General features: G+C 68.0%; 17 protein-coding genes. 6 read left to right on the top strand and 11 right to left on the bottom strand.

The features are described 5' to 3' along the window. Positions 1-156: 156 nt before the first annotated feature. A complete protein-coding gene (ilvD, locus tag E0H73_RS04265) occupies positions 157-2,007 on the bottom strand; it encodes a dihydroxy-acid dehydratase (RefSeq protein WP_131351486.1) in 1,851 nt (616 codons plus the stop codon). A 123-nt stretch (positions 2,008-2,130) separates the two neighbouring features. On the opposite strand from ilvD, the gene E0H73_RS04260 reads away from it, so the two are divergent. The 4 genes from E0H73_RS04260 to E0H73_RS04245 all read left to right on the top strand — a co-directional run bounded on the left by E0H73_RS04260 (position 2,131) and on the right by E0H73_RS04245 (position 5,954). Further along, positions 2,131-2,973 (top strand): AraC family transcriptional regulator, encoded by an 843-nt coding sequence (locus E0H73_RS04260; protein ID WP_131351483.1) that lies wholly within the window; start codon positions 2,131-2,133, stop codon positions 2,971-2,973. Then, positions 2,970-3,398 (top strand): VOC family protein, encoded by a 429-nt coding sequence (locus tag E0H73_RS04255; protein WP_131351480.1) that lies wholly within the window; start codon positions 2,970-2,972, stop codon positions 3,396-3,398. Before E0H73_RS04260 ends, E0H73_RS04255 begins: the two co-directional genes overlap by 4 nt. A 58-nt stretch (positions 3,399-3,456) precedes the next feature. Next, a complete protein-coding gene (gene recQ, locus E0H73_RS04250) occupies positions 3,457-5,292 on the top strand; it encodes a DNA helicase RecQ (protein ID WP_131351477.1) in 1,836 nt (611 codons plus the stop codon). Positions 5,293-5,372: 80 nt separating this feature from the next. Next, positions 5,373-5,954, top strand: a complete 582-nt coding sequence (locus E0H73_RS04245) for a dihydrofolate reductase family protein (protein WP_131351474.1) — start codon at positions 5,373-5,375, stop codon at positions 5,952-5,954. Positions 5,955-5,957: 3 nt separating this feature from the next. Here the strand turns inward: E0H73_RS04245 and E0H73_RS04240 are convergent, their stop codons facing one another. Together E0H73_RS04240 and E0H73_RS04235 are read right to left on the bottom strand one after the other, a co-directional pair. Further along, complete coding sequence (locus E0H73_RS04240; protein ID WP_131351471.1) at positions 5,958-7,100, bottom strand: serine hydrolase domain-containing protein; 1,143 nt, start codon at positions 7,098-7,100, stop codon at positions 5,958-5,960. 25 nt (positions 7,101-7,125) lie between these two features. Next, the gene (locus E0H73_RS04235) at positions 7,126-8,001 is read right to left on the bottom strand and encodes a LysR family transcriptional regulator (RefSeq protein WP_131351468.1); all 876 of its coding nucleotides are present in this window, start codon (positions 7,999-8,001) and stop codon (positions 7,126-7,128) included. A gap of 103 nt (positions 8,002-8,104) precedes the next feature. Here E0H73_RS04235 and E0H73_RS04230 point away from each other — a divergent pair, with 103 nt between their 5' ends. Next, the gene (locus tag E0H73_RS04230) at positions 8,105-8,806 is read left to right on the top strand and encodes an SDR family oxidoreductase (RefSeq protein WP_131351465.1); all 702 of its coding nucleotides are present in this window, start codon (positions 8,105-8,107) and stop codon (positions 8,804-8,806) included. Between the two features lie 18 nt (positions 8,807-8,824). Next, on the top strand, positions 8,825-9,592 hold the full coding sequence (locus E0H73_RS04225; RefSeq protein WP_131351462.1) for an SDR family NAD(P)-dependent oxidoreductase: 768 nt from the start codon (positions 8,825-8,827) through the stop codon (positions 9,590-9,592). On the opposite strand, the gene E0H73_RS04220 is transcribed toward E0H73_RS04225, so the two are convergent. From E0H73_RS04220 to E0H73_RS04185, 8 genes are all read right to left on the bottom strand, one after another. Next, entirely contained in the window at positions 9,583-9,954 is a 372-nt protein-coding gene (locus tag E0H73_RS04220) for a VOC family protein (protein ID WP_131351459.1), read from the bottom strand. The two genes, E0H73_RS04225 and E0H73_RS04220, sit on opposite strands and share 10 nt — an antisense overlap. A gap of 129 nt (positions 9,955-10,083) precedes the next feature. Beyond that, positions 10,084-11,940: a DUF3352 domain-containing protein gene (locus tag E0H73_RS04215; RefSeq protein ID WP_131351456.1), complete on the bottom strand. Its 1,857-nt coding sequence runs from the start codon at positions 11,938-11,940 to the stop codon at positions 10,084-10,086. A gap of 78 nt (positions 11,941-12,018) precedes the next feature. Continuing rightward, positions 12,019-12,639, bottom strand: a complete 621-nt coding sequence (locus tag E0H73_RS04210) for a hypothetical protein (protein ID WP_238163794.1) — start codon at positions 12,637-12,639, stop codon at positions 12,019-12,021. Positions 12,640-12,686: 47 nt separating this feature from the next. Then, complete coding sequence (gene dnaE, locus E0H73_RS04205; RefSeq protein ID WP_131351450.1) at positions 12,687-16,235, bottom strand: DNA polymerase III subunit alpha; 3,549 nt, start codon at positions 16,233-16,235, stop codon at positions 12,687-12,689. 130 nt (positions 16,236-16,365) lie between these two features. After that, positions 16,366-16,971, bottom strand: coding sequence for a Type 1 glutamine amidotransferase-like domain-containing protein (locus tag E0H73_RS04200; RefSeq protein ID WP_131351447.1), 606 nt, complete (start codon positions 16,969-16,971; stop codon positions 16,366-16,368). Continuing rightward, positions 16,968-17,876 carry an RluA family pseudouridine synthase gene (locus E0H73_RS04195; protein ID WP_131352523.1) on the bottom strand — a complete coding sequence of 303 codons (909 nt, stop codon included), beginning with the start codon at positions 17,874-17,876 and terminating at the stop codon, positions 16,968-16,970. Before E0H73_RS04195 ends, E0H73_RS04200 begins: the two co-directional genes overlap by 4 nt. A 17-nt stretch (positions 17,877-17,893) precedes the next feature. Beyond that, positions 17,894-18,556 carry a signal peptidase II gene (gene lspA, locus E0H73_RS04190; RefSeq protein WP_165555481.1) on the bottom strand — a complete coding sequence of 221 codons (663 nt, stop codon included), beginning with the start codon at positions 18,554-18,556 and terminating at the stop codon, positions 17,894-17,896. Next, positions 18,529-19,209, bottom strand: coding sequence for a TraR/DksA family transcriptional regulator (locus E0H73_RS04185; protein ID WP_131351443.1), 681 nt, complete (start codon positions 19,207-19,209; stop codon positions 18,529-18,531). The genes lspA and E0H73_RS04185 overlap by 28 nt, the downstream gene beginning before the upstream one ends. Between the last annotated feature and the right edge of the window lie 241 nt (positions 19,210-19,450).

Genomic DNA, 19,450 nt, shown 5'->3' with positions numbered 1-19,450 from the left:
CCGCTCCTCGCATTCGAGGGGATCTCCGCTTCTGTTGTGGGTTCTCCCCTGGTGTTCGAAGGGAGAACCCACAAGTCGCGGGGAGATCCGCTTGAATGCGGTGGGCGGGGTGGTTGGCCGCGGGGACCGTGAGTTGGGCGGAGGGGTAGTGGACAGTCAGCCGAGCTTGCTCACGTCGCGTACTGCGCCCTTGTCGGCGCTGGTCGCCATGGCGGCGTACGCGCGGAGAGCCTGCGAGACCTTGCGCTCACGATTCTTCGGCGCGTAGACGCCGGCGAGGGCATCCCGGCGTACGGTCAGCTCGGCCTCGTCGACCAGGAGCTCGATCGAGCGGTTCGGGATATCGATGCGGATCTGGTCGCCGTCCTGGACCAACGCGATGGTCCCGCCGGACGCGGCCTCCGGGGACGCGTGTCCGATGGACAGCCCCGACGTACCGCCGGAGAAGCGGCCATCGGTGACGAGTGCGCAAACCTTGCCCAGGCCACGGCCCTTCAGGAACGACGTCGGGTACAGCATCTCCTGCATCCCCGGGCCACCCTTCGGACCCTCGTACCGGATCACCACGACGTCGCCCGGCTGGACCTGCTTGGCCAGGATCTTCTCGACCGCTTCCTCCTGCGACTCGCACACCACCGCAGGACCCTGGAACGTCCAGATCGACTCGTCCACCCCGGCCGTCTTCACGACGCAGCCGTCGACCGCCAGATTGCCCTTCAGTACGGCGAGGCCGCCGTCCTTCGAGTACGCGTGCTCGAGGTCGCGGATGCATCCGCCGGCCGCGTCGGTGTCGAGCGTCTCCCACCGCTCCGACTGCGAGAACGCGGTCGCCGACCGCTTGCACCCGGGTGCCGCGTGCCACAGCTCGACGGCCTCCGGCGACGGCGAACCACCGCGCAGGTCCCACGTCTTCAGCCACTCGTCGATCGAGTCGCTGTGCACGGTGTGGATGTCCTCGTTCAGCAGTCCGGCCCGGTGCAGCTCGCCGAGGATCGCCGGGATGCCGCCGGCCCGGTGCACGTCCTCCATGTAGTACGTCCCGCCCGGCGCGACGTTCGGCGCGACCTTGGCCAGGCACGGCACCCGGCGCGAGACCGCGTTGATGTCGTCCAGGTCGAAGCCGACCTCCGCCTCCTGCGCGGCCGCGAGCAGGTGCAGGATCGTGTTCGTCGACCCGCCCATCGCGATGTCCAGCGCCATCGCGTTCCCGAACGCTTCCTTCGTCGCGATGTTCCGCGGCAGCACAGTCGCGTCGTCGTTGTCGTAGTACCGCTTGGTGATCTGTACGACGGTCTCGCCGGCCTTCTCGTACAGGGCCCTGCGCGCGGTGTGGGTGGCGAGCACTGAGCCGTTGCCGGGCAGCGAGAGGCCGATCGCCTCGGTCAGGCAGTTCATCGAGTTCGCGGTGAACATGCCGGAGCAGGAGCCGCAGGTCGGGCAGGCGTTCTCCTCGATCCGCAGGATGTCGGCGTCGGAGACGTTCTCGTTGACGGCCTCGGACATCGCGTCGATCAGGTCCAGCTTGCGCACGCTGCCGTCGACCAGCGTGGCCCGTCCGGCCTCCATCGGGCCGCCGGACACGAACACGGTCGGGATGTTCAGCCGGAGCGCGGCGTTCAGCATGCCGGGGGTGATCTTGTCGCAGTTCGAGATGCAGACCAGCGCGTCGGCGCAGTGCGCCTCGACCATGTACTCGACCGAGTCGGCGATCAGGTCCCGCGACGGCAGGCTGTAGAGCATGCCGCCGTGGCCCATCGCGATGCCGTCGTCGACGGCGATCGTGTTGAACTCGCGCGCGATCCCGCCGGCCGCGTGGATCGCCTCGGACACGATCCGGCCGACCGGCGCCAGATGGGTGTGGCCGGGGACGAACTCGGTGAAGCTGTTCGCCACCGCGACGATCGGTTTGCCGAAGTCCTCCCGGGCGACCCCGGAGGCCTGCATGAGGGCGCGGGCGCCGGCCATGTTGCGGCCGTGGGTGACGGTACGGGACCTCAGGGCTGGCACGACGGCACTCTCCTCGCAGTAGAACGACCCCTCCGATGTTGCCACGTGCGTCCGGATGGCGGTACGCGGGTCCCGGATTGTGGAGCGGATGATTCTGTCGGACGCCGGATCTAGCCTGAGGTCATGGCTGGGATGGAGCACCACACGCGAGCGGTGCACCCTGCCTTGCGCCCGTACGTCGGTGACGTGAGCGGGTACGCGTACCACGGCGATCCGCCTGACCTGCACCGCGGCTTGCCGTCGCGGTACCTGACGCTTGTCATCACCCTCGACGATCCGCTGGGCGTCGCCTGGCCCGGCAGTCCGGTGGAGAAGTACGACGCGCTGGTCGGCGGACTGCACTCGACCGCGGTCCACATCGGCGCGACCCCCAGCCGGGCGGGCGTCCAACTGTCGCTGACACCGGCCGCGGCGCGCGTCCTGCTCGGCCTGCCACCCGGTGAGCTCGCGTCCACCGTCGTCGGCCTCGACGAGGTGCTCGGCCGGCCGGCCCGCGTGCTGACGGAGCAACTGCGGGAGGCCCCGAGTTGGGACGAGCGCATGGACCTGCTCGAGACGCTGTTCCTCCGACGGATGGCGGACACGCCCGCGCACGAGGTGCGTCCGGAGGTCGGCTGGGCCTGGCGACGACTGCGCGACGCCGGTGGGGCGATCGGCGTACAACAACTGGCGGCCGAGGTGGGTTGGAGCCGGCGGCATTTGACTGATCGGTTCACCGCCGAGTTCGGGCTGGCGCCCAAGGTCGCGGCACGGGTGCTGCGGTTCGAGCGGGCGGTCGGGCGGTTGCGACGGCAGCCCACGATCCGGCTGGCCGACCTGTCCGCGGAGTTCGGGTACGCCGATCAGGCGCATCTGACCCGGGAGTGGCAGGCGATCGCGGGCTGCTCGCCGCGGCAGTGGCTGGCCGAGGAGCTCCCAAACGTTCAAGACTTCGTCCCGGCCTGGGCCGAAGAGTTGGAGGTATGAACACGACGACTGAACAGCAGACCGTGATCGGAGTCTGGCCGACCCTCGTCTACCGGAACGGGCCGGCCGCACTGAGGTTCCTCACCGAGGCTCTCGGCTTCACGGAGGTGTCCTCCTATCCGGGAATCGGCGAGGGATCCATCGCGCACGCGGAGTTGGCGTGGCCGACCGGTGGCGGCGTGATGGTCAGCTCGTCGGACCGCAGCGAGGAGCCCAACGAATTCGACAAGCTCGCCGATCAGCAGCAGTCGGTCTATCTCGTCCACGACGACCCGGACGGGTTGTTTGCCCGAGCCACCGCCGCAGGCGCCGCCGTCGTGCGGGGACTCGAGGACGCCGACTACGGCTCCCGTGGCTTCACCGTCACAGATCCGGAGGGCAACTTTTGGAGCGTCGGGACCTATCGCGGCGAGATCCCCAGGTAATCCACAGGTTCGTGCTGCACGCCCAGCATCGGCGCGGCGATCTCACTAGACTCGCGGGGTGACCGAGACATCCGGGCTGCCCGTTTCCGAAGCCGTCGAAGTACTGAGCCGAGTCTTCGGGTACGACGCTTTCCGCGGTCAGCAGGCCGAGATCATCGACACGGTCGTGGCCGGTGGGGACGCCTTGGTGCTGATGCCGACCGGCGGTGGCAAGTCGCTGTGCTACCAGATCCCGGCGCTGGTCAGATCCGGCGTGGGCGTGGTGATCTCGCCACTGATCGCGTTGATGCAGGACCAGGTCGACGCGCTGACCGCGCTCGGGGTCCGGGCCGGGTTCCTCAACTCGACCCAGGACTTCGAGCAGCGGCGTGAGGTCGAGCAGGCGTTCCTGGCCGGCGAGCTGGATCTGCTCTACCTCGCCCCTGAGCGGCTGCGGGTGGAGTCGACCGTCCGGCTGCTCGACCAGGGCAAGATCGCACTGTTCGCGATCGACGAAGCGCACTGTGTGTCCCAGTGGGGCCACGACTTCCGGCCCGACTACCTGATGCTGTCGGAGTTGCACGAGCGCTGGCCCGACGTACCGCGAATCGCGTTGACCGCGACGGCGACCGAGGCGACGCATCAGGAGATCGCGACCCGGTTGAAGCTGACGGATGCGAAGCACTTCGTCGCGAGCTTCGACCGGCCGAACATCCAGTACCGGATCGTCTCGAAGGACAGCCCGCAGCGGCAGTTGCTCGACCTGCTCCGGACCGAGCACGCCGGCGACGCGGGCATCGTCTACTGCCTGTCGCGCAACAGCGTCGAGAAGACCGCGGCCTTCCTGACCCAGAACGGGATCGAGGCCGTGCCGTACCACGCCGGCCTGGACAGCCGGACCCGCGCCGCCAACCAGGCCAGGTTCCTGCGCGAGGACGGGCTGGTCGTGGTCGCGACGATCGCGTTCGGGATGGGCATCGACAAGCCGGATGTTCGGTTCGTCGCGCATCTCGATCTGCCGAAGTCGGTCGAGGGCTACTACCAGGAGACCGGCCGCGCCGGCCGCGACGGGCTGCCGTCGACCGCGTGGCTCGCGTACGGACTGCAGGACGTCGTCCAGCAGCGGAAGATGATCGACACGTCCGAGGGCGACCTCGCGCATCGGCGCCGGCTCAGTTCGCATCTCGACGCGATGCTCGCGTTGTGCGAGACCGTGCAGTGCCGCCGGTCGCAACTGCTCGCGTACTTCGGTCAGCACGGCGACGCGTGTGGGAACTGCGACACCTGCCTGATCCCGCCGGAGTCGTGGGACGGGACGATCGCGGCGCAGAAGCTGCTGTCGACCGTGTACCGGCTGCAGCACGAGCGGGGCCAGAAGTTCGGCGCCGGCCAGCTGATCGACATCCTGCTCGGCAAGGAGACCGAGAAGGTCAAGCAGTTCCGGCACGACCAGCTGAGCGTGTTCGGCATCGGGACCGAGCTCAAGGACACCGAGTGGCGCGGCGTGATCCGGCAGTTGCTGGCGCTGCGGCTGCTCGCGGTCGAGGGCGACTACGGGACGCTGGTGCTCACCGACGAGAGCGGTGAGGTGCTCGGCCGGCGGCGCGAGGTGATGATGCGCCGGGAGCCGGAGCGGGTGCGCTCGAAGTCCTCCTCTGGGTCGAAGAAGAAGGCGGCTGCGGACCTCTCCCCTGAGGCGGCTCCGGTCTTCGAGCGGCTGCGGATCTGGCGTGCCGCCGTCGCCAAGGAGCAGGGCGTTCCGGCGTACGTCATCTTCCACGACGCGACGCTGCGGCAGATTGCGACCGACCTTCCCGGCAGCCTGGCCGCGCTGGGCACGATCAGCGGCATCGGCGAGAACAAACTGGCCAAGTACGGCGAGGGCGTCCTGGAGGCGCTGTCCGCGCCTGACTGATGTCGAGTCCGGCCGGGTTCCTTCGACGCGAGGGTATGAGCGCGGGTCGGCCGCGCTCTGCGGAGTGAAGGAGCAGGATCATGTCTTCATCGGTGTTGTTGATGGCGATGTCCCTCGACGGGTACATCGCGGGACCGAACGACCGTCCGGGCAACCCGGGCGGCGACGGCTTCATGCGGTTGCACAAGTGGTACGAGCGGCCGGACGGCGAGTTCGGCCGGCCGGAGGGGCCGGCGGGTGAGGTCTGGGACGAGTTGAACGCGACCGGCGCGGTGCTGGTCGGCCGGCGGACCGCCGAACAGGTCGACTACTACGGCGGGGAACACCACGACGGCGTACCGATCTTCGTGCTCAGCCGCCAGCCGGCGCCGGAGATCGAGGAGAAGTACCCGCAGGTGAAGATCGTCTCCGACATCGAGACCGCGATGGCGCAGGCAAAGGCCGCGGCCGGGGACAAGGACGTCCTGGTCCACGGTGCGGTCACCGCCCAGAAGGCCCTCGAGGCCGGCGTCCTCGACGAACTGCAGATCGACCAGGTCCCGGTCCTGTTCGGCGAGGGCCTCCGCCTCTTCGACGTCCTACCGAACCGCATCGAACTGGACGTCGTCCGCGTCATAGACACCCCAGCAGCCACCCACATCCGCTACCGCGTGCGCCGCTGAGGGTTAGTTCAGGTAGGGCTGGAGGGTGGTGAGGAGGTCGGTCATTGCGGTGTCGACCTGTTTGTTGCCGTCGGCAAGGAGGAGGGCTGCGGAGAGCCGCTTTTCCGGGATCACGACCAGGAGGCTGGTGTGGTCGGGCATCTCACCGCGGTGGCCGAACGCCGTACCGATGCCGAACCGGCCGGTGAAGCGCATCGTCCCCAGCCCGTACTCACCCTCGCCCTTGGTCATCTCGCTCACCAGGTCGGCCGGAAGTACGCGGCCGCCGTACAGTTGGTATCCCCAGCGCGCGATCGTCGGCGCGTCGGCGGCGAGCCCTCCGTTCGCCGCCGACAAGCTGGCGATCGAGCGGCACGGGAGGTAGCCGTCGTTCACCGGGCCACACCCGGGATTGGCGTCGACCACGACGGGCGGCTGCGGCTTCTCGCCGTCCTGGAAGGCAGCGTGCCGCAGCCCTGCCGGCGTCGCCAGGTCCCGGCGCAGGACGGTCGCCAGCGGCAGTCCGGTCACCTTTTCGATCACCAGCCCGAGCAGTACGTAGCTGGGATTGCTGTAGTTGTAGGTGCTGCCCGGCGCTCCGACCGGCGCGGTGTCGTAGGACAACGCCTGCTCATGCGTCCAGTGCTCACTTGGCGCGGCCGAGATCGCCTTGTCCATCCGCGCGTAGTCGACGGGCAGGTAGTTCGGCACGCCGGACGTCATCGAGAGGTGCTGCCGGACGGTCGCGTTGTTCGCGGTCAGCTTGTGCTTCACGTACGTCGAGATCGGTTTGTCCAGGTCGACCTTCCCGGCCTTGGCGAGCAGCATCACCTCCGCCGCGACGAACGTCTTCGTGATGCTCGCGACCGCCATGCTCGTGTCCGCGGTCAGCGCCGTACCCCGGGCGTCCTTCCCCGCCGCCCCGGACCAGGTCCACCGATCGGTGACGACCGTGGCCGTCACTCCCCGCGAGCCGGACTCGAGCTCCGGCGTCGCGACGACCTTCGCGAGCACGTCCTGCAAGGCTTTCGCCTTCGCCGGATCGAGCGGTGTCGTCGCCGGATCAAGGAAGATGGCAGCCGTGACCGGCGTACTCGCCGGCGGGTCCCCACCCGAACAACCAACCAACGTCAGCACGACCAGCGCCGCCACCCCCGACTTCACCATCCTTCGATAGTGACACCGGAGGAGTTCAGCGTTGCGGGATCCACTCGACGGTGGTGGCCAGGTTGGCGAAGTCGTAGAGCAGGCGCGAGCGGCGGGAGGCGATCCAGGCCAGGCAGACCTTGTTGGTCGCGAGGTCGTTCACCGGTACTGCGGCGACGTCGGCACGGTGGTAGAAGGTGGCGACCGACAGCGGGAGGATCGAGATGCCGGTGCCGCTGGCGACGTGTTCGAGTTTCTCCTCGACGCTGCGGAGGACAGGCAGCGGCTTCGGACCCCGGGTACGCAGTTCCAGCGCGATGTCACGCCATTCCGGAACGGCGTCCGGCTCCTGGAGCAGGTGTTCGTCGGCGAGGTCGGCGATGTCGATGACCGGTTTACCGGCCAGACGGTGGTCGGACGGGAGCATCGCGACTCGGGGCTCCTCGAAGAGCGGACGGATGCTCAAGCCCTGCTGGTCGATCGGCAGCCGCACGATGCTGACGTCGACGCGGCCGTCGTGCAGGACGTCCACCTGGTCGTCCCAGGTCGTGCGGATCACCTCGACCTCGACCTCTGGATGTGCTGCGGCGAAGGCGCGGACCGCCGGGGTCACCGTGATGCCGGGCATGAAGCCGACGGTGAAGGTCTTCGGTCCCCGAACTGCTTGAGTGACGCGTCGTCGCACGGCTTCGGCTGAGGCCAGTAGCGGTCGGGCGTCGTCGAGCAACTGACGACCGGCCGGCGTGAGCTCGGTTGCTCGCTTCGTTCGGACGAAGAGTTGCGCCCGGAGCTCATCCTCGAGGGCGCGGATCTGCCGGGAGAGCACCGGCTGGGCGATGTGCAATCGCTCCGCCGCCCGCCCGAAGTGCAGTTCCTCGGCGACGGCGACGAAGTACCTGAGCTTGCGGAGGTCGACGTCCATAATACCTTCAGGGTATTACAGACGCCCGAACAGGTCTTGGACTCGGGCGGCCGGACGACCGCATCGTGGAAAGGAATCCCCCACCACGAAAGGCAGTCTTCTGATGAGTTTGCAGGATCAGCGCGTTGTCATCCTCGGCGGTACGTCGGGGATCGGGCTCGCGACCGCCCACCTCGCCGCCGCCCAGGGTGCCACCGTAATCGTTGCCTCCAGCAACCCCGAGTCCGTGAAGCGAGCGCTGGACACCCTCCCCGAGACCGCGTCCGGCGAGGCTCTGGACCTGACGGACACGGCGGCGGTCACGGCATTCTTCGATCGCCTCGACCCGTTCGACCATCTCGTCTTCACGGCCGGTGAGCCGCTCACCTTGCTCGAGGTCGCATCGATGGATCTGGCACAGGCACACGCGGCGTTCGAGCTGCGGTACTTCGGTGCGCTCGGTGCCGTCAGCGCCGCTACCTCAAAGATCCGCCCGGGTGGCTCCGTCGTACTGACCACCGGCGCCGCTGGAGATCGCCCAGGACCAGGCTGGTCGGTCGCGGCGAGCATCTGCGGGGCGGTGGACTCGCTAGTCCGCGCGCTTGCCGTCGAGCTGGCCCCAATCCGGGTGAACGCCGTGAAGCCCGGTGTCGTTCGCACTCCGCTGTGGCCGGACGAGTCCATCTATGAAGTCACCGCCAAGCATCTCCCGGTCGGCCGGGTCGGCGAGCCGGCCGACATCGCCGCGGCGTACGTCTACCTGATGAACCAGGGCTACGCGACCGGCACCATCGTCACCATCGACGGCGGCCACGTCCTCGTCTGACCTGGCAGAGTAGACACCGTGGCACGCATCCTGATCACCGGTTCCGCCGACGGCCTCGGCCGGCTGGCCGCGGCCGAGCTCATCGATCAAGGGCACGACGTCGTACTCCATGCCCGCAACGAAGCCCGTGCTGCCGATGCGATGGCCGCTCTGCCCGGGGCAGAGGCCGCGCTGACCGGCGATCTTGCGAGTATCGCGGAGACGCGCGACCTGGCCCGGCAGGCGAACGAGTCTGGCCGGTTCGACGCGGTGATCCACAACGCGGCGGTGGGTTATCAGGAACCACGGATCGAGACCGTCGACGGTCTGGAACACGTGTTCGCCGTCAACGCGTTGGCGCCGTACCTGCTGACCGCTCTGATCGATCGGCCGGAACGGCTGATCTATCTGAGCTCGGGCATGCACGAAAGCGGGGACGTCGTACTCGATGACCTGCAGTGGGTACGGCGCCGGTGGCGCGGAGCGCAGGCGTACTCGGACTCGAAGCTCCACGACGTGATCCTCGCGTTCGCGGTCGCCCGGTTGTGGCCCGACGTACTGTCGAACGCCTTGGATCCGGGCTGGGTCCCGACCAAGATGGGCGGCCGCGGTGCGCCCAGTGACCTGGGCCAGGCGCACCTGACCCAGGTCTGGCTCGCCACGGCGGCGAGCACGCCGAGCGGTGGGTACTACTACCACCTGCGGCCGCATCGGACGCATCCGGCGGCGTCCGATCCGGAGGTGCAGGCAGCCTTCCTGGACGCCTGCGCCGCGCTCACCGGCGTGACGTTGCCCGGTCATTCCTGAGAGACGTACAGCCGGTTCCCGTCCTGGTCGCGGAGGCTGAACATCGGCGGGACGTCCGGCCACTTCAGCAGTTCGTCGGTCTCGACGCCTGCGGCGAGGAAGTGCTCGTGCGCCGCCTCCGCGTCCGGGCTGGACAGGCGGATGCCGGTGTCGATGCCGGCCGGACTGTCGTCCCTGGCCGGGGTGAGCGCGATGCCGGCCGCGGCGCCGGGCGGCGTGACCACGATCCAGCGACCGCCGAACTGCGGCAGCGGAGCATCCATCAACAGCTCGAACCCCAGCGTCTCGGTGTAGAACGCAACCGCCCGATCCTGGTCGGTGACAGGTACGCCGACGGTCCGAATGGCAGTGAGATGGTTCATCTGAGTACTCCTTCGGGGTGAAAGGTGCTTTCACTCAGGAGGTAGAAGCCACGCCGGCGTTTTCGACATCGCTCCACAAGAAAACCCCGGACAGCCTGTGCACAGGCTGTCCGGGCTCTCGAGTTGGAACTACTTCGCGACCACCCGGAGGGTGAAGTCGGCTTGGCCGTCGCCTGTGGAGCGGGCGACGAAGCCGCCGGACTTGAGCGCGGCCAGGTCCTTGTCGGAGCTGAAGCGCTCGCTCAGGGAACCTGCGGCCTCGAAGTCGATGTAGCCGATCGACACCGCGCCCTTCGTGTCGGGCAGGGCCTGCTTGAAGTTGTCGCTCTGGCCCAGCGTGCCGCCCTTCAGCACCTGGTCGGCGTAGTCCTTGTCGGTCGCCAGCACGAGCGTGTCGTCGTCCTTGGCCGACTCGACCGGGATGTTCGCCCGGGACTTGTCCCGCAGCAGCGTGGTCAGCTTCTCGACCACCGGCTCGGCCTTGGCCGGGTCGGTCTCGAGCCGGGCCGCGATCTTCGGGCCGTTCGACATGTCCTTGTCGATCGCCAGCGCCAGGTTCTTGCCCAGCACAACCTTCAGGTCGTCCGGCAGCTTCAGGCCGGTCTCCTCCGCGAAGCCCTGGGTGAGCTGCTCGAGGTTGCCGTTGGCCGCCTTCTCCATCTGCTTCCACATCGTGTCGATCAGGCTCTCGCCACCCGACACCGCGAGCGCACCGGCGGTGGTGTCCGGCAGCTGGCCGATCAGGTCACCGGCGTCGGCCGAGTTGACCTTGATGCTCTGGTCACCCGAGGCGACGCCCTTCAGCTCGACGTACTGCGAGTCGAACCGCAGCGCCGCCGCCATGCTCGCGTCGCCGAGGCCGGCCAGTTGCTCGGACTCGACCTTTCCGGACAGCGAGGCGATGCCCTTCATGTCCGCCCACGCCGACATGAAGCCACGCTCGCCGAGCTTGTCCATGTCCGCGGTGAACTTGGCGTTCTTCTCCAGCGGGTTGTCCTTGGCGGTCGCGACCGCCGTGTCGACGATCGCCTGGCTGTCGGCGAGCAGCACGTAGCCGTTGCTGAACGCTCGCCCCGGCTTCTCGTCCTCGTTCGCCAGAAGCTTGTCGAGGCCCTTGTTCGCGTCGCTCTCGCTCTTCACCTGAACGGCGAGCACCACGGTCGGGTCCTTCTTGCCGTCGGCGGCGGGCAGCGCGGCCAGACCGGCCCGCTCACCGAGCCACGGCTTGATGTCCTTCTCGTAGTTCACGTCGGCGAGGTCGTCACCGGCGTACTTCTTGATCTGCTCGAACAGCTTCTGCCGCAGGTCGTCCTTCTCACCGGTCAGGCCGAGCTTCTCCTTGACCGACGGGAACTTCATCATGAACCGGATCGCGGCGACCTTCTGGCCGGCCGACGGGTTCAGGTCCACCCGGGCGTAGGCGACCGCGGTGCCCGGCAGCACGGACTCCGGCTGCTTGCCGCCGCTCAGCTTGCCGTAGGCAAAGATTCCGCCGCCGGCGACGACCAGCACCATGGCCAGCGCGGCGATCAGCGGGATCACCTTGCCGCGGCGCTTCTTCGGCTCCTGCTGCCACTCCCCCGGACCGAACCCCGGTCCCTGCGGCGGCTGACCGCCGATGTTCAGCTGCTCGTACGCCTGACCGCCAGGCTGCTGCCCGTACGGCGCCTGACCCGGCTGCCCCTGCGACGGCTGGCCGTACTGCGGTGCACCCTGCGGCGCGCCCTGGCCGTAGTGCGGTGCACCCTGTGGTCCACCCTGGGGCGCACCCTGGGTCCACGGAGCCTGCTGGTTGCCGGGAGCCCCCATCGGGCGCTGTCCCTGCGGAGCGCCGTGCTGGGCGGGGCCGCCGTACTGGCCTTGACCCTGCGGCGGACCGGCGTACGGACGCTGTCCCTGCGGGGATCCGCCGTACGGGTTCTGGGGGTGTTGCGGACCGCCGGCGCCTGGGTACGGCGGGTTGGGCGGGATGTTCTGGTCGGACATATGCTCCCTCGCGTGGTCCGGTGGCCTCACCCACCGGCTAGGTCGTCCGGCGCTCCCGCGCGGCACGACCTGGACACACTAGTGCACCGGTGGCGGGGTGTTTGACGCGCCAGGTTGCGAAGTGGTTGCAACCGGTTCGCTGCGCCAGGTGGAGGCAGCGATGACGGCTGCCGCCAGCGCGGCACCGACCAACCAGGCCGCCGCCGGAGTCCAGGTATGCAGCTCCAGCGGGGCGGACACGAGGTCTCCCGGCTTGGCCGCCTCCAGTCGCTGCTGCAGCGGTTCATGGCCGAGCAGCATGCCCACGCCCCACGCGATTCCCGACCCCATGCAGGCGCCGAGTACGACGATCGCGACCGACCACGGGCCGTAGTTGCGCAACCACCAGAAGAGAGCAGCGCCGAGCACCAGCGCGGTCACGAACCCGATCGAGGTGAACGTGCCGTCCGGCCCGAAGATCCGGGTCATCTGCTCCTCGCCCAGAGCGCCGCCCCGCTCGTCGACCGTGTACTGCGCCAGCGGCGAGAACTGCTGCCAGGCCCAACCGGCCACCACTCCGGCGACCAGGAACACGACGACGGTCACCAGGATCGCCTTCGCCCACGGCATCTCCGGCTCGATGGCCGGCGGCGTACCGAACTGCACCCCCGAGGGCGGTGCGACGTACGGCGAGGGCTGTGCGGACTCCTGTTGACTCACCTCGACAGTGTGCCGCACAGCAGAAGAGAACTCGTTCACAGGTCCCCTCAGCTGGCCAGGCAGGACGGCCCGAGGAGCGCCTTGAGGTCCGCCATCAGCGACGATGTCGGCGTCACCCGGAACCGGTCGCCGATCCGCATCACCGTGGTCTTCTGCCGGGCCTGCAGGCGCAACTGCACCTCGGTCATCCCGGGATGCGACTGCAGCACGTCCCGTAGTTGCTCGACCAGCGGCGGCGTACACCGGTTGACCGGCATCGTGATCACCACCGGCCCGCTCGGGCCCTCGGTCAGGTCCGGCACGATCACCTCGGAGCCGCTCAGCTCGAGCCGGTCCTCACGACGGCGGACCCGGCCCTTCATCAGGATGATCGCGTCGTTGGTGAGCAGGTGTGCGTGCAACTGGTACGCCGAGGAGAACATCATCACCTCGATCGAACCTTCCAGGTCCTCGATGGTGACGATCGCGTAGATGTCGCCGCGCTTGTTCACCTTCCGCTGCACCGCGGTGACCAGGCCGCCGATGGTGACCTGGGAGCCGTCCGGCCGGTCCTCGTCGGCGAGCAGCTGACCGATGGTGCAGTCGCTGCCGTTGGTGAGCACGTGCTCGACGCCGAACAGCGGGTGGTCGGAGACGTACAGCCCCAGCATGTCGCGCTCGTGCGCGAGCTTGGTCGCCTTGTCCCACTCCTCGATCTCCGGGACGGTGACGGTGAGCCGGCTGTTCCCCTCGCCCTCGTCCGCCTCGTCGTCGCCCATCGAGAACAGGTCGAACTGACCGTGTGCCTCGTTCCGCTTCAGGTCGATCGCCTCGTCGACGGCCTGCTCGTGCACCGCGACGACCGCGCGCCGGGCGTGGTTCATCGAGTCGAACGAACCGGCCTTGGCCAGCGACTCGATCACCCGCTTGTTGCAGACCGGCAGCGGCACCTTGTCGATGAAGTCGACGAAGTCGGTGAACCGGCCCTTCTCCTCGCGGGCCGCGACGACCTCGGCCACCACGTTCACGCCGACATTGCGGATCGCGGACAATCCGAAGCGGATGTCGGTGCCGACCGGGGTGAAGTTCGAGTCCGACTCGTTCACGTCCGGCGGCAGCACCTTGATGCCCATCCGGCGGCACTCGTTCAGGTAGATGGCCATCTTGTCCTTGTCGTCCTTGACGGACGTGAGGACCGCGGCCATGTACTCCGCCGGGTAGTTCGCCTTGAGGTACGCCGTCCAGTACGAGACCAGCCCGTACGCCGCGGAGTGCGCCTTGTTGAACGCGTAGTCGGAGAACGGGACCAGGACGTCCCAGAGCGCCTTGATCGACTGGGCGGAGAAGCCGTTCGACTTCATGCCCTCCTCGAAGCCGACGTACTCGGCGTCGAGGACCTCCTTCTTCTTCTTGCCCATCGCCTTGCGGAGCAGGTCCGCTTTGCCCAGGCTGTAGCCGGCCAGCTCCTGGGCGATCTTCAGCACTTGCTCCTGATAGACGATCAGCCCGTACGTCGGTCCGAGGATCGGCTCCAGCGCCTTCTCCAGCTCCGGGTGCAGGTAGGAGACCTCCTGCTGCCCGTTCTTGCGGAGGGCGTAGTTGGTGTGCGAGTTCGCACCCATCGGGCCGGGCCGGTAGAGCGCGCCAACGGCCGAGATGTCTTCGAATCCGTCCGGCTTCATCAGCCGCAGCAGCGCCCGCATCGGGCCACCGTCGAACTGGAACACGCCGAGGGTGTCGCCGCGGCCGAGCAGCTCGAAGGTCGGGCCGTCGTTCAGGCTCTTGGCCAGCTCGTCCAGGTCCAGCGTGATGCCGCGGCTGGCCTCGACGTTCTTGACCGCGTCGTCCATGATCGTCAGGTTGCGCAGGCCGAGGAAGTCCATCTTGACCAGGCCGAGCGTCTCGCAGCTCGGGTAGTCGAACTGGGTGATGACCTGGCCGTCCTGCTCGCGGCGCATGATCGGGATCAGGTCGATCAGCGGCTCGCTGGACATGATCACGCCGGCCGCGTGCACACCCCACTGGCGCTTCAGGTTCTCCAGGCCGCGCGCGGTGTCGACGATCTTGCGCACGTCCTGGTCCGACTCGTACAGCTGCCGGAACTCGCCGGCCTCGGAGTACCGCTTGTGCTGCGGGTCGAAGATGCCGGACAGCGGGATGTCCTTGCCCATCACGGTCGGCGGCATCGCCTTGGTGATCCGGTCGCCCATCGCGAACGGGTAGTCCAGCACCCGGCCGGCGTCCTTGATCGCCTGCTTGGCCTTGATCGTGCCGTAGGTGACGATCATCGCGACCCGGTCGTCGCCGTACTTCTCGGTGACGTAGCGGATCACCTCGGGGCGGCGGCGGTCGTCGAAGTCGACGTCGAAGTCGGGCATCGACATCCGCTCCGGGTTCAGGAAGCGCTCGAAGATCAGGCCGTGCTGGAGCGGGTCCAGGTCAGTGATCTTCATCGCGTACGCGCACATCGAACCCGCACCCGAACCACGGCCCGGGCCGACCCGGATGCCGTTCTTCTTGGCCCAGTTGATGAAGTCCGCGACGACGAGGAAGTAGCCGGCGTACCCCTTGCCGACGATGACCTCGATCTCGTACTCGGCCTGCTTGCGGACCGCGTCCGGGATGCCGTCGGGGTACCGGAAATGCAGGCCGGTCTCGACCTCGGCGACGAACCAGGACTCCTCGTTGTGTCCCTCCGGGCAGGGGAAGCGCGGCATGAACCGGCCCTCGCCCTCGGTGAAGCTGACGTCGCACTGCTCGGCGATCAGCAGCGTGTTGTCACAGGCCTCCGGCAGTTCCTTCCAGACCTCGCGCATCTCGGCCGCGGTCTTGACGTAGAACTCGTTCGCGTCGAACTTGAACCGGTTCGGGTCGGACAGGGTCGAGCCGGACTGCACGCACAGCAGCGCGGCGTGCGCGGTCGAGTCCTCGGGCTTGGTGTAGTGCAGGTCGTTGGTCGCGACCAGCGGCAGGTCCAGCTCCCGGGCCAGCTTGAGCAGATCCTTCTGGATGTCCCGCTCGATGCCGAGGCCGTGGTCCATCAGCTCGCAGTAGAAGTTCTCCTTGCCGAAGATGTCGCGGAACTCCGCGGCGGCCTCGACGGCCTCCTTGTACTGCCCGAGGCGGAGCCGGGTCTGCACCTCACCGGACGGGCAGCCGGTGGTCGCGATCAGGCCCTGGCCGTAGGTGTTCAGCAGCTCGCGGTCCATCCGGGGCTTGAAGTAGTAGCCCTCGAGGCTGGCCAGCGAGCTCATCCTGAACAGGTTGTGCATGCCGGAGGTGTTCTTCGCCAGCAACGTCATGTGGGTGTACGCACCACTGCCGGAGACGTCGTCGCGACCCGAGTTCGCGTCGCCCCACTTGACCCGCTTCCGCTCGCTGCGGTGCGTATGCGGGGTCAGGTACGCCTCGACGCCGATGATCGGCTTGACGTCGTACTTCTTCGCGGTCTTCCAGAACTCGTAGGCCCCGAACACGTAGCCGTGGTCGGTGGTCGCGATCGCCGGCTGGCCCATGTCATGGGCGGTTTTGAACAACTCGTCGATCCGCGCGGCGCCGTCCAGCATGGAGTACTCGGTGTGCACGTGTAGATGCACGAAACTGTCGCTGGACGCCATGTCTTCGCAGACCTCCCAGGGCGTGAGTGAGCGGGACTGGAACAGCCTATGCGGGCCGGCCGACAGTTCTTCACCGGCTCACCGATCCGCGCGGGCACCGCCCGCTATCCGGTCGTGGATCAGACCAGGATCACACCAGTTCGCGGCGCTCGCCGTCCACGACCAAGGCCTGGCCGTCGCGCATCGGCAGGTAGGCCACACCGGTCCGGTCGTACAGCTCGGCGACCTTCTCCAGGAACTCCATCTCCGGGTGGCCGGGCGAGTTGAGGTGCGGGACGATCGCGTGGTCGAGTACGCCGAGGCCGTCCCAGATCACCTCGCCGTCGACCGCGTCGACGTCGTCGCACAGTTCGAGCCCGCGCAGGCTGGGTGCGAGGACACACGGTCCCGCGCTGTACCCGGCGTACACGAGCTGCTCGGAGCGGATCAGCTCGGGGAGCGTCTGGTCGGCGCCGGAGCGTGCCATGGCCTGCCGGAGGACGAAGACGTTCCCACCGCGGACCCAGACTCCGTCGTACGTCGAGAAGTCGGCGGACTCACGCAGATCGAGCTCCTCCGGACGCAGACCCAGCTCGGTCAGCCAGGCGATCTCGGCCGCCACCTTCTCCTCGCGTTCGCCGGGCTCCTCGAAGTCGATCGAGTTGCAAACGACGGCGACCCGGCCGCTCGGCGGCAGGAGAGCGACCAGGTGCTCAGGATGGTCGCCCAGGCGGAACGAGGACAGATACAGCCTCACTGCGAGTCCACGAGCAGGTCCAGCGCATGGTCGAGGTCGTCCGGGTACTTCGAGGTGAACTCGACGTACTCGCCGGTGCCGGGGTGGTTGAAGCCGAGGCGCATCGCGTGCAGCCACTGGCGGGTGAGCTGGAGCCGCTCGGCGAGCACCGGGTCAGCGCCGTACGTCAGGTCACCGCAGCACGGGTGGCCGATCGCGGACATGTGCACGCGGATCTGGTGGGTGCGGCCGGTCTCGAGGGTGATCTCGAGCAGGGTCGCGTACCGGAACGCCTCGAGCGTCTCGTAGTGGGTGACGCTCGGCTTGCCGCCCGCGACGACGCCGAACTTGTAGTCGTGGTGGGGGTGCCGGTCGATCGGCGCGTCCACGGTCCCGGTGAACGGGTCCGGGTGGCCCTGGACCAGCGCGTGGTAGATCTTCTTGACCGTGCGCTCCTTGAAGGCGCGCTTGAGCACGGTGTACGCGTACTCCGTCTTCGCCACGACCATCAGGCCGGACGTGCCGACGTCGAGACGGTGCACGATGCCCTTGCGCTCGGCGGCGCCACTGGTGGAGATGGTGAAGCCGGCTCCGGCCAGGTGACCGATCACGGTCGGGCCGGTCCAGCCGGGCGACGGGTGGGCGGCCACTCCGACCGGTTTGTCGACCACGATGATCTCGTCGTCGTCGTACACGATCCGGAGGTTGTCCACAGTCTCGGGCACGACGGTCACTTCGCCGGGCGGAGGCGGTAGCTCGACATCCAGCAGTACGCCGGCCGCCACCCGGGACGACTTGGGCGCCGGAGCACCGTCGACCTGGACCAGGCCCGACTCGATGAGCTCGGCAGCCTTGGTCCGGGACACGCCGAACAGGCGGGACAGCGCCGCATCCAGGCGCTCGCCGGCCAGCCCGTCCGGCACCATCACGGTCCGGGAGTCACTCACTTCCGGTGGTCTTTCGTACCGTCCAGGCGGACGCCGCGCAGGGTCTGGAGGACCAGCAGGCAGGCGGCCGTGGTGACCGCCATGTCGGCGACGTTGAAGATCGCCCAGTGCGGGGTCTGCAGGAAGTCGATCACGTGCCCGTGGAACGGCGACGGCTCCCGGAAGACCCGATCCATGATGTTGCCGACCGCACCGCCGAACAGCAGCCCGAACGCGATCGCCCAGCCCACCGACCCCAGCCGCCGGGACAGGTAGATGACCCCGGCCGCGACGGTGATCTGGATGACGCTGATGTACGGCGTATACCCGGCGCCGAGACTGAACGCGGCCCCGGAGTTCCGGATCAGATTGAACTTCAGCAGGCTGCCGATCACGTTCACTGGCTCACCCGGCGTCAGATGCTGCAGCGCCAGCGCCTTGGTCACCTGATCCAGCCCGAGGATGACCAGCCCCACGGCGGCGAGGATGAGGGTCCACTTCCAGGACTTCTTCGGCGGCGGCGAGACAGGGTCCGGCGAGACGGCCTCCGGCGCGTCAGCGTCCGGAGACGACGGAGAACCGGCCGACTCCTGGTCGGCCGGTTCCGGCGTCGGTTCAGCGTCGTCCCCCGCCTGACGGGACGAGGTCTGGTTCAGCGGCGTTCTTCGCGTTCTTTGCATGACACGCACAGTGTCGCACGCGGGAACGCCTGCAACCGACCCTTGCCGATCGGGTTGCCACAGCTCTCACAGATGCCGTAGGTGCCGTTCTCGATCCGGGCCAGCGCCCGCTCGATCTGGTCCAGCATGTCCCGGGCGTTGTTGGCCAGCGACATCTCGTGGTCGCGCTCCAGCGTGGTGGAGCCGACGTCGGCCTGGTCGTTACCGGCTCCGTCACCACCGTCGCGGAGCAGTCCAACGATCTCCTGCTCGGCGTCGCGGATCTCCTCCCGCAGGTGCACCACGTCGGCTTCCAGCTCGCCGCGCAACTCCGTCAGCTCGGCCGTCGTCCACGGGGTCTCCCCGGATTTCACCGCGAGGGTCTCAGCCTTGCGTGCTGCGGACTTCGCCGGCGCCGTTGCCGGGGCCCTGTTCTCGTTCGTCTTCATGGCCACCCTCTTCGTCGGAGCTTTCTTGGCAGGGGTCTTCGCAGCTGTCTTTTTCGCCGCGGCGGTGGATTTCTTCGCCGCGGAAGTCTTCTTGGCGGGCGAGGTCTTCGCCGGCGCCTTCTTGCGGGCCGTGGTCTTGGCCTGCTCGGTCGTCTTCTTCGCGGCGCTCTTCTTGGCCGCGGCGGTGCGTTCGGGGGCGGTCTTCTTGGGAGCCGATGTAGCCATGGTCAGCTACCCCCTGCCTTCGTCGGAGACTGAAGCGGACTGGTCGCAAGACAGTAGGCCACGTGTTCACCACGTGCCAGTCCGACGCGCAGACCGTGGACATACGGTAGTCGGTTCTTCAAGCCCACTCGATGTTCCGCGCGTCACAGTCGCACCTGCGACTGTCTCACCACCCGAGTCTTTCGTTCCGAACGAGCATCAGTTCGGACCCAACTGGAATTCAGCCGAGCATCTGTTCGAT

This window comes from Kribbella pittospori (genome assembly GCF_004331465.1).
GTDB lineage: Bacteria > Actinomycetota > Actinomycetes > Propionibacteriales > Kribbellaceae > Kribbella > Kribbella pittospori.
This window is presented reverse-complemented; position numbering and strand designations above follow the sequence as displayed.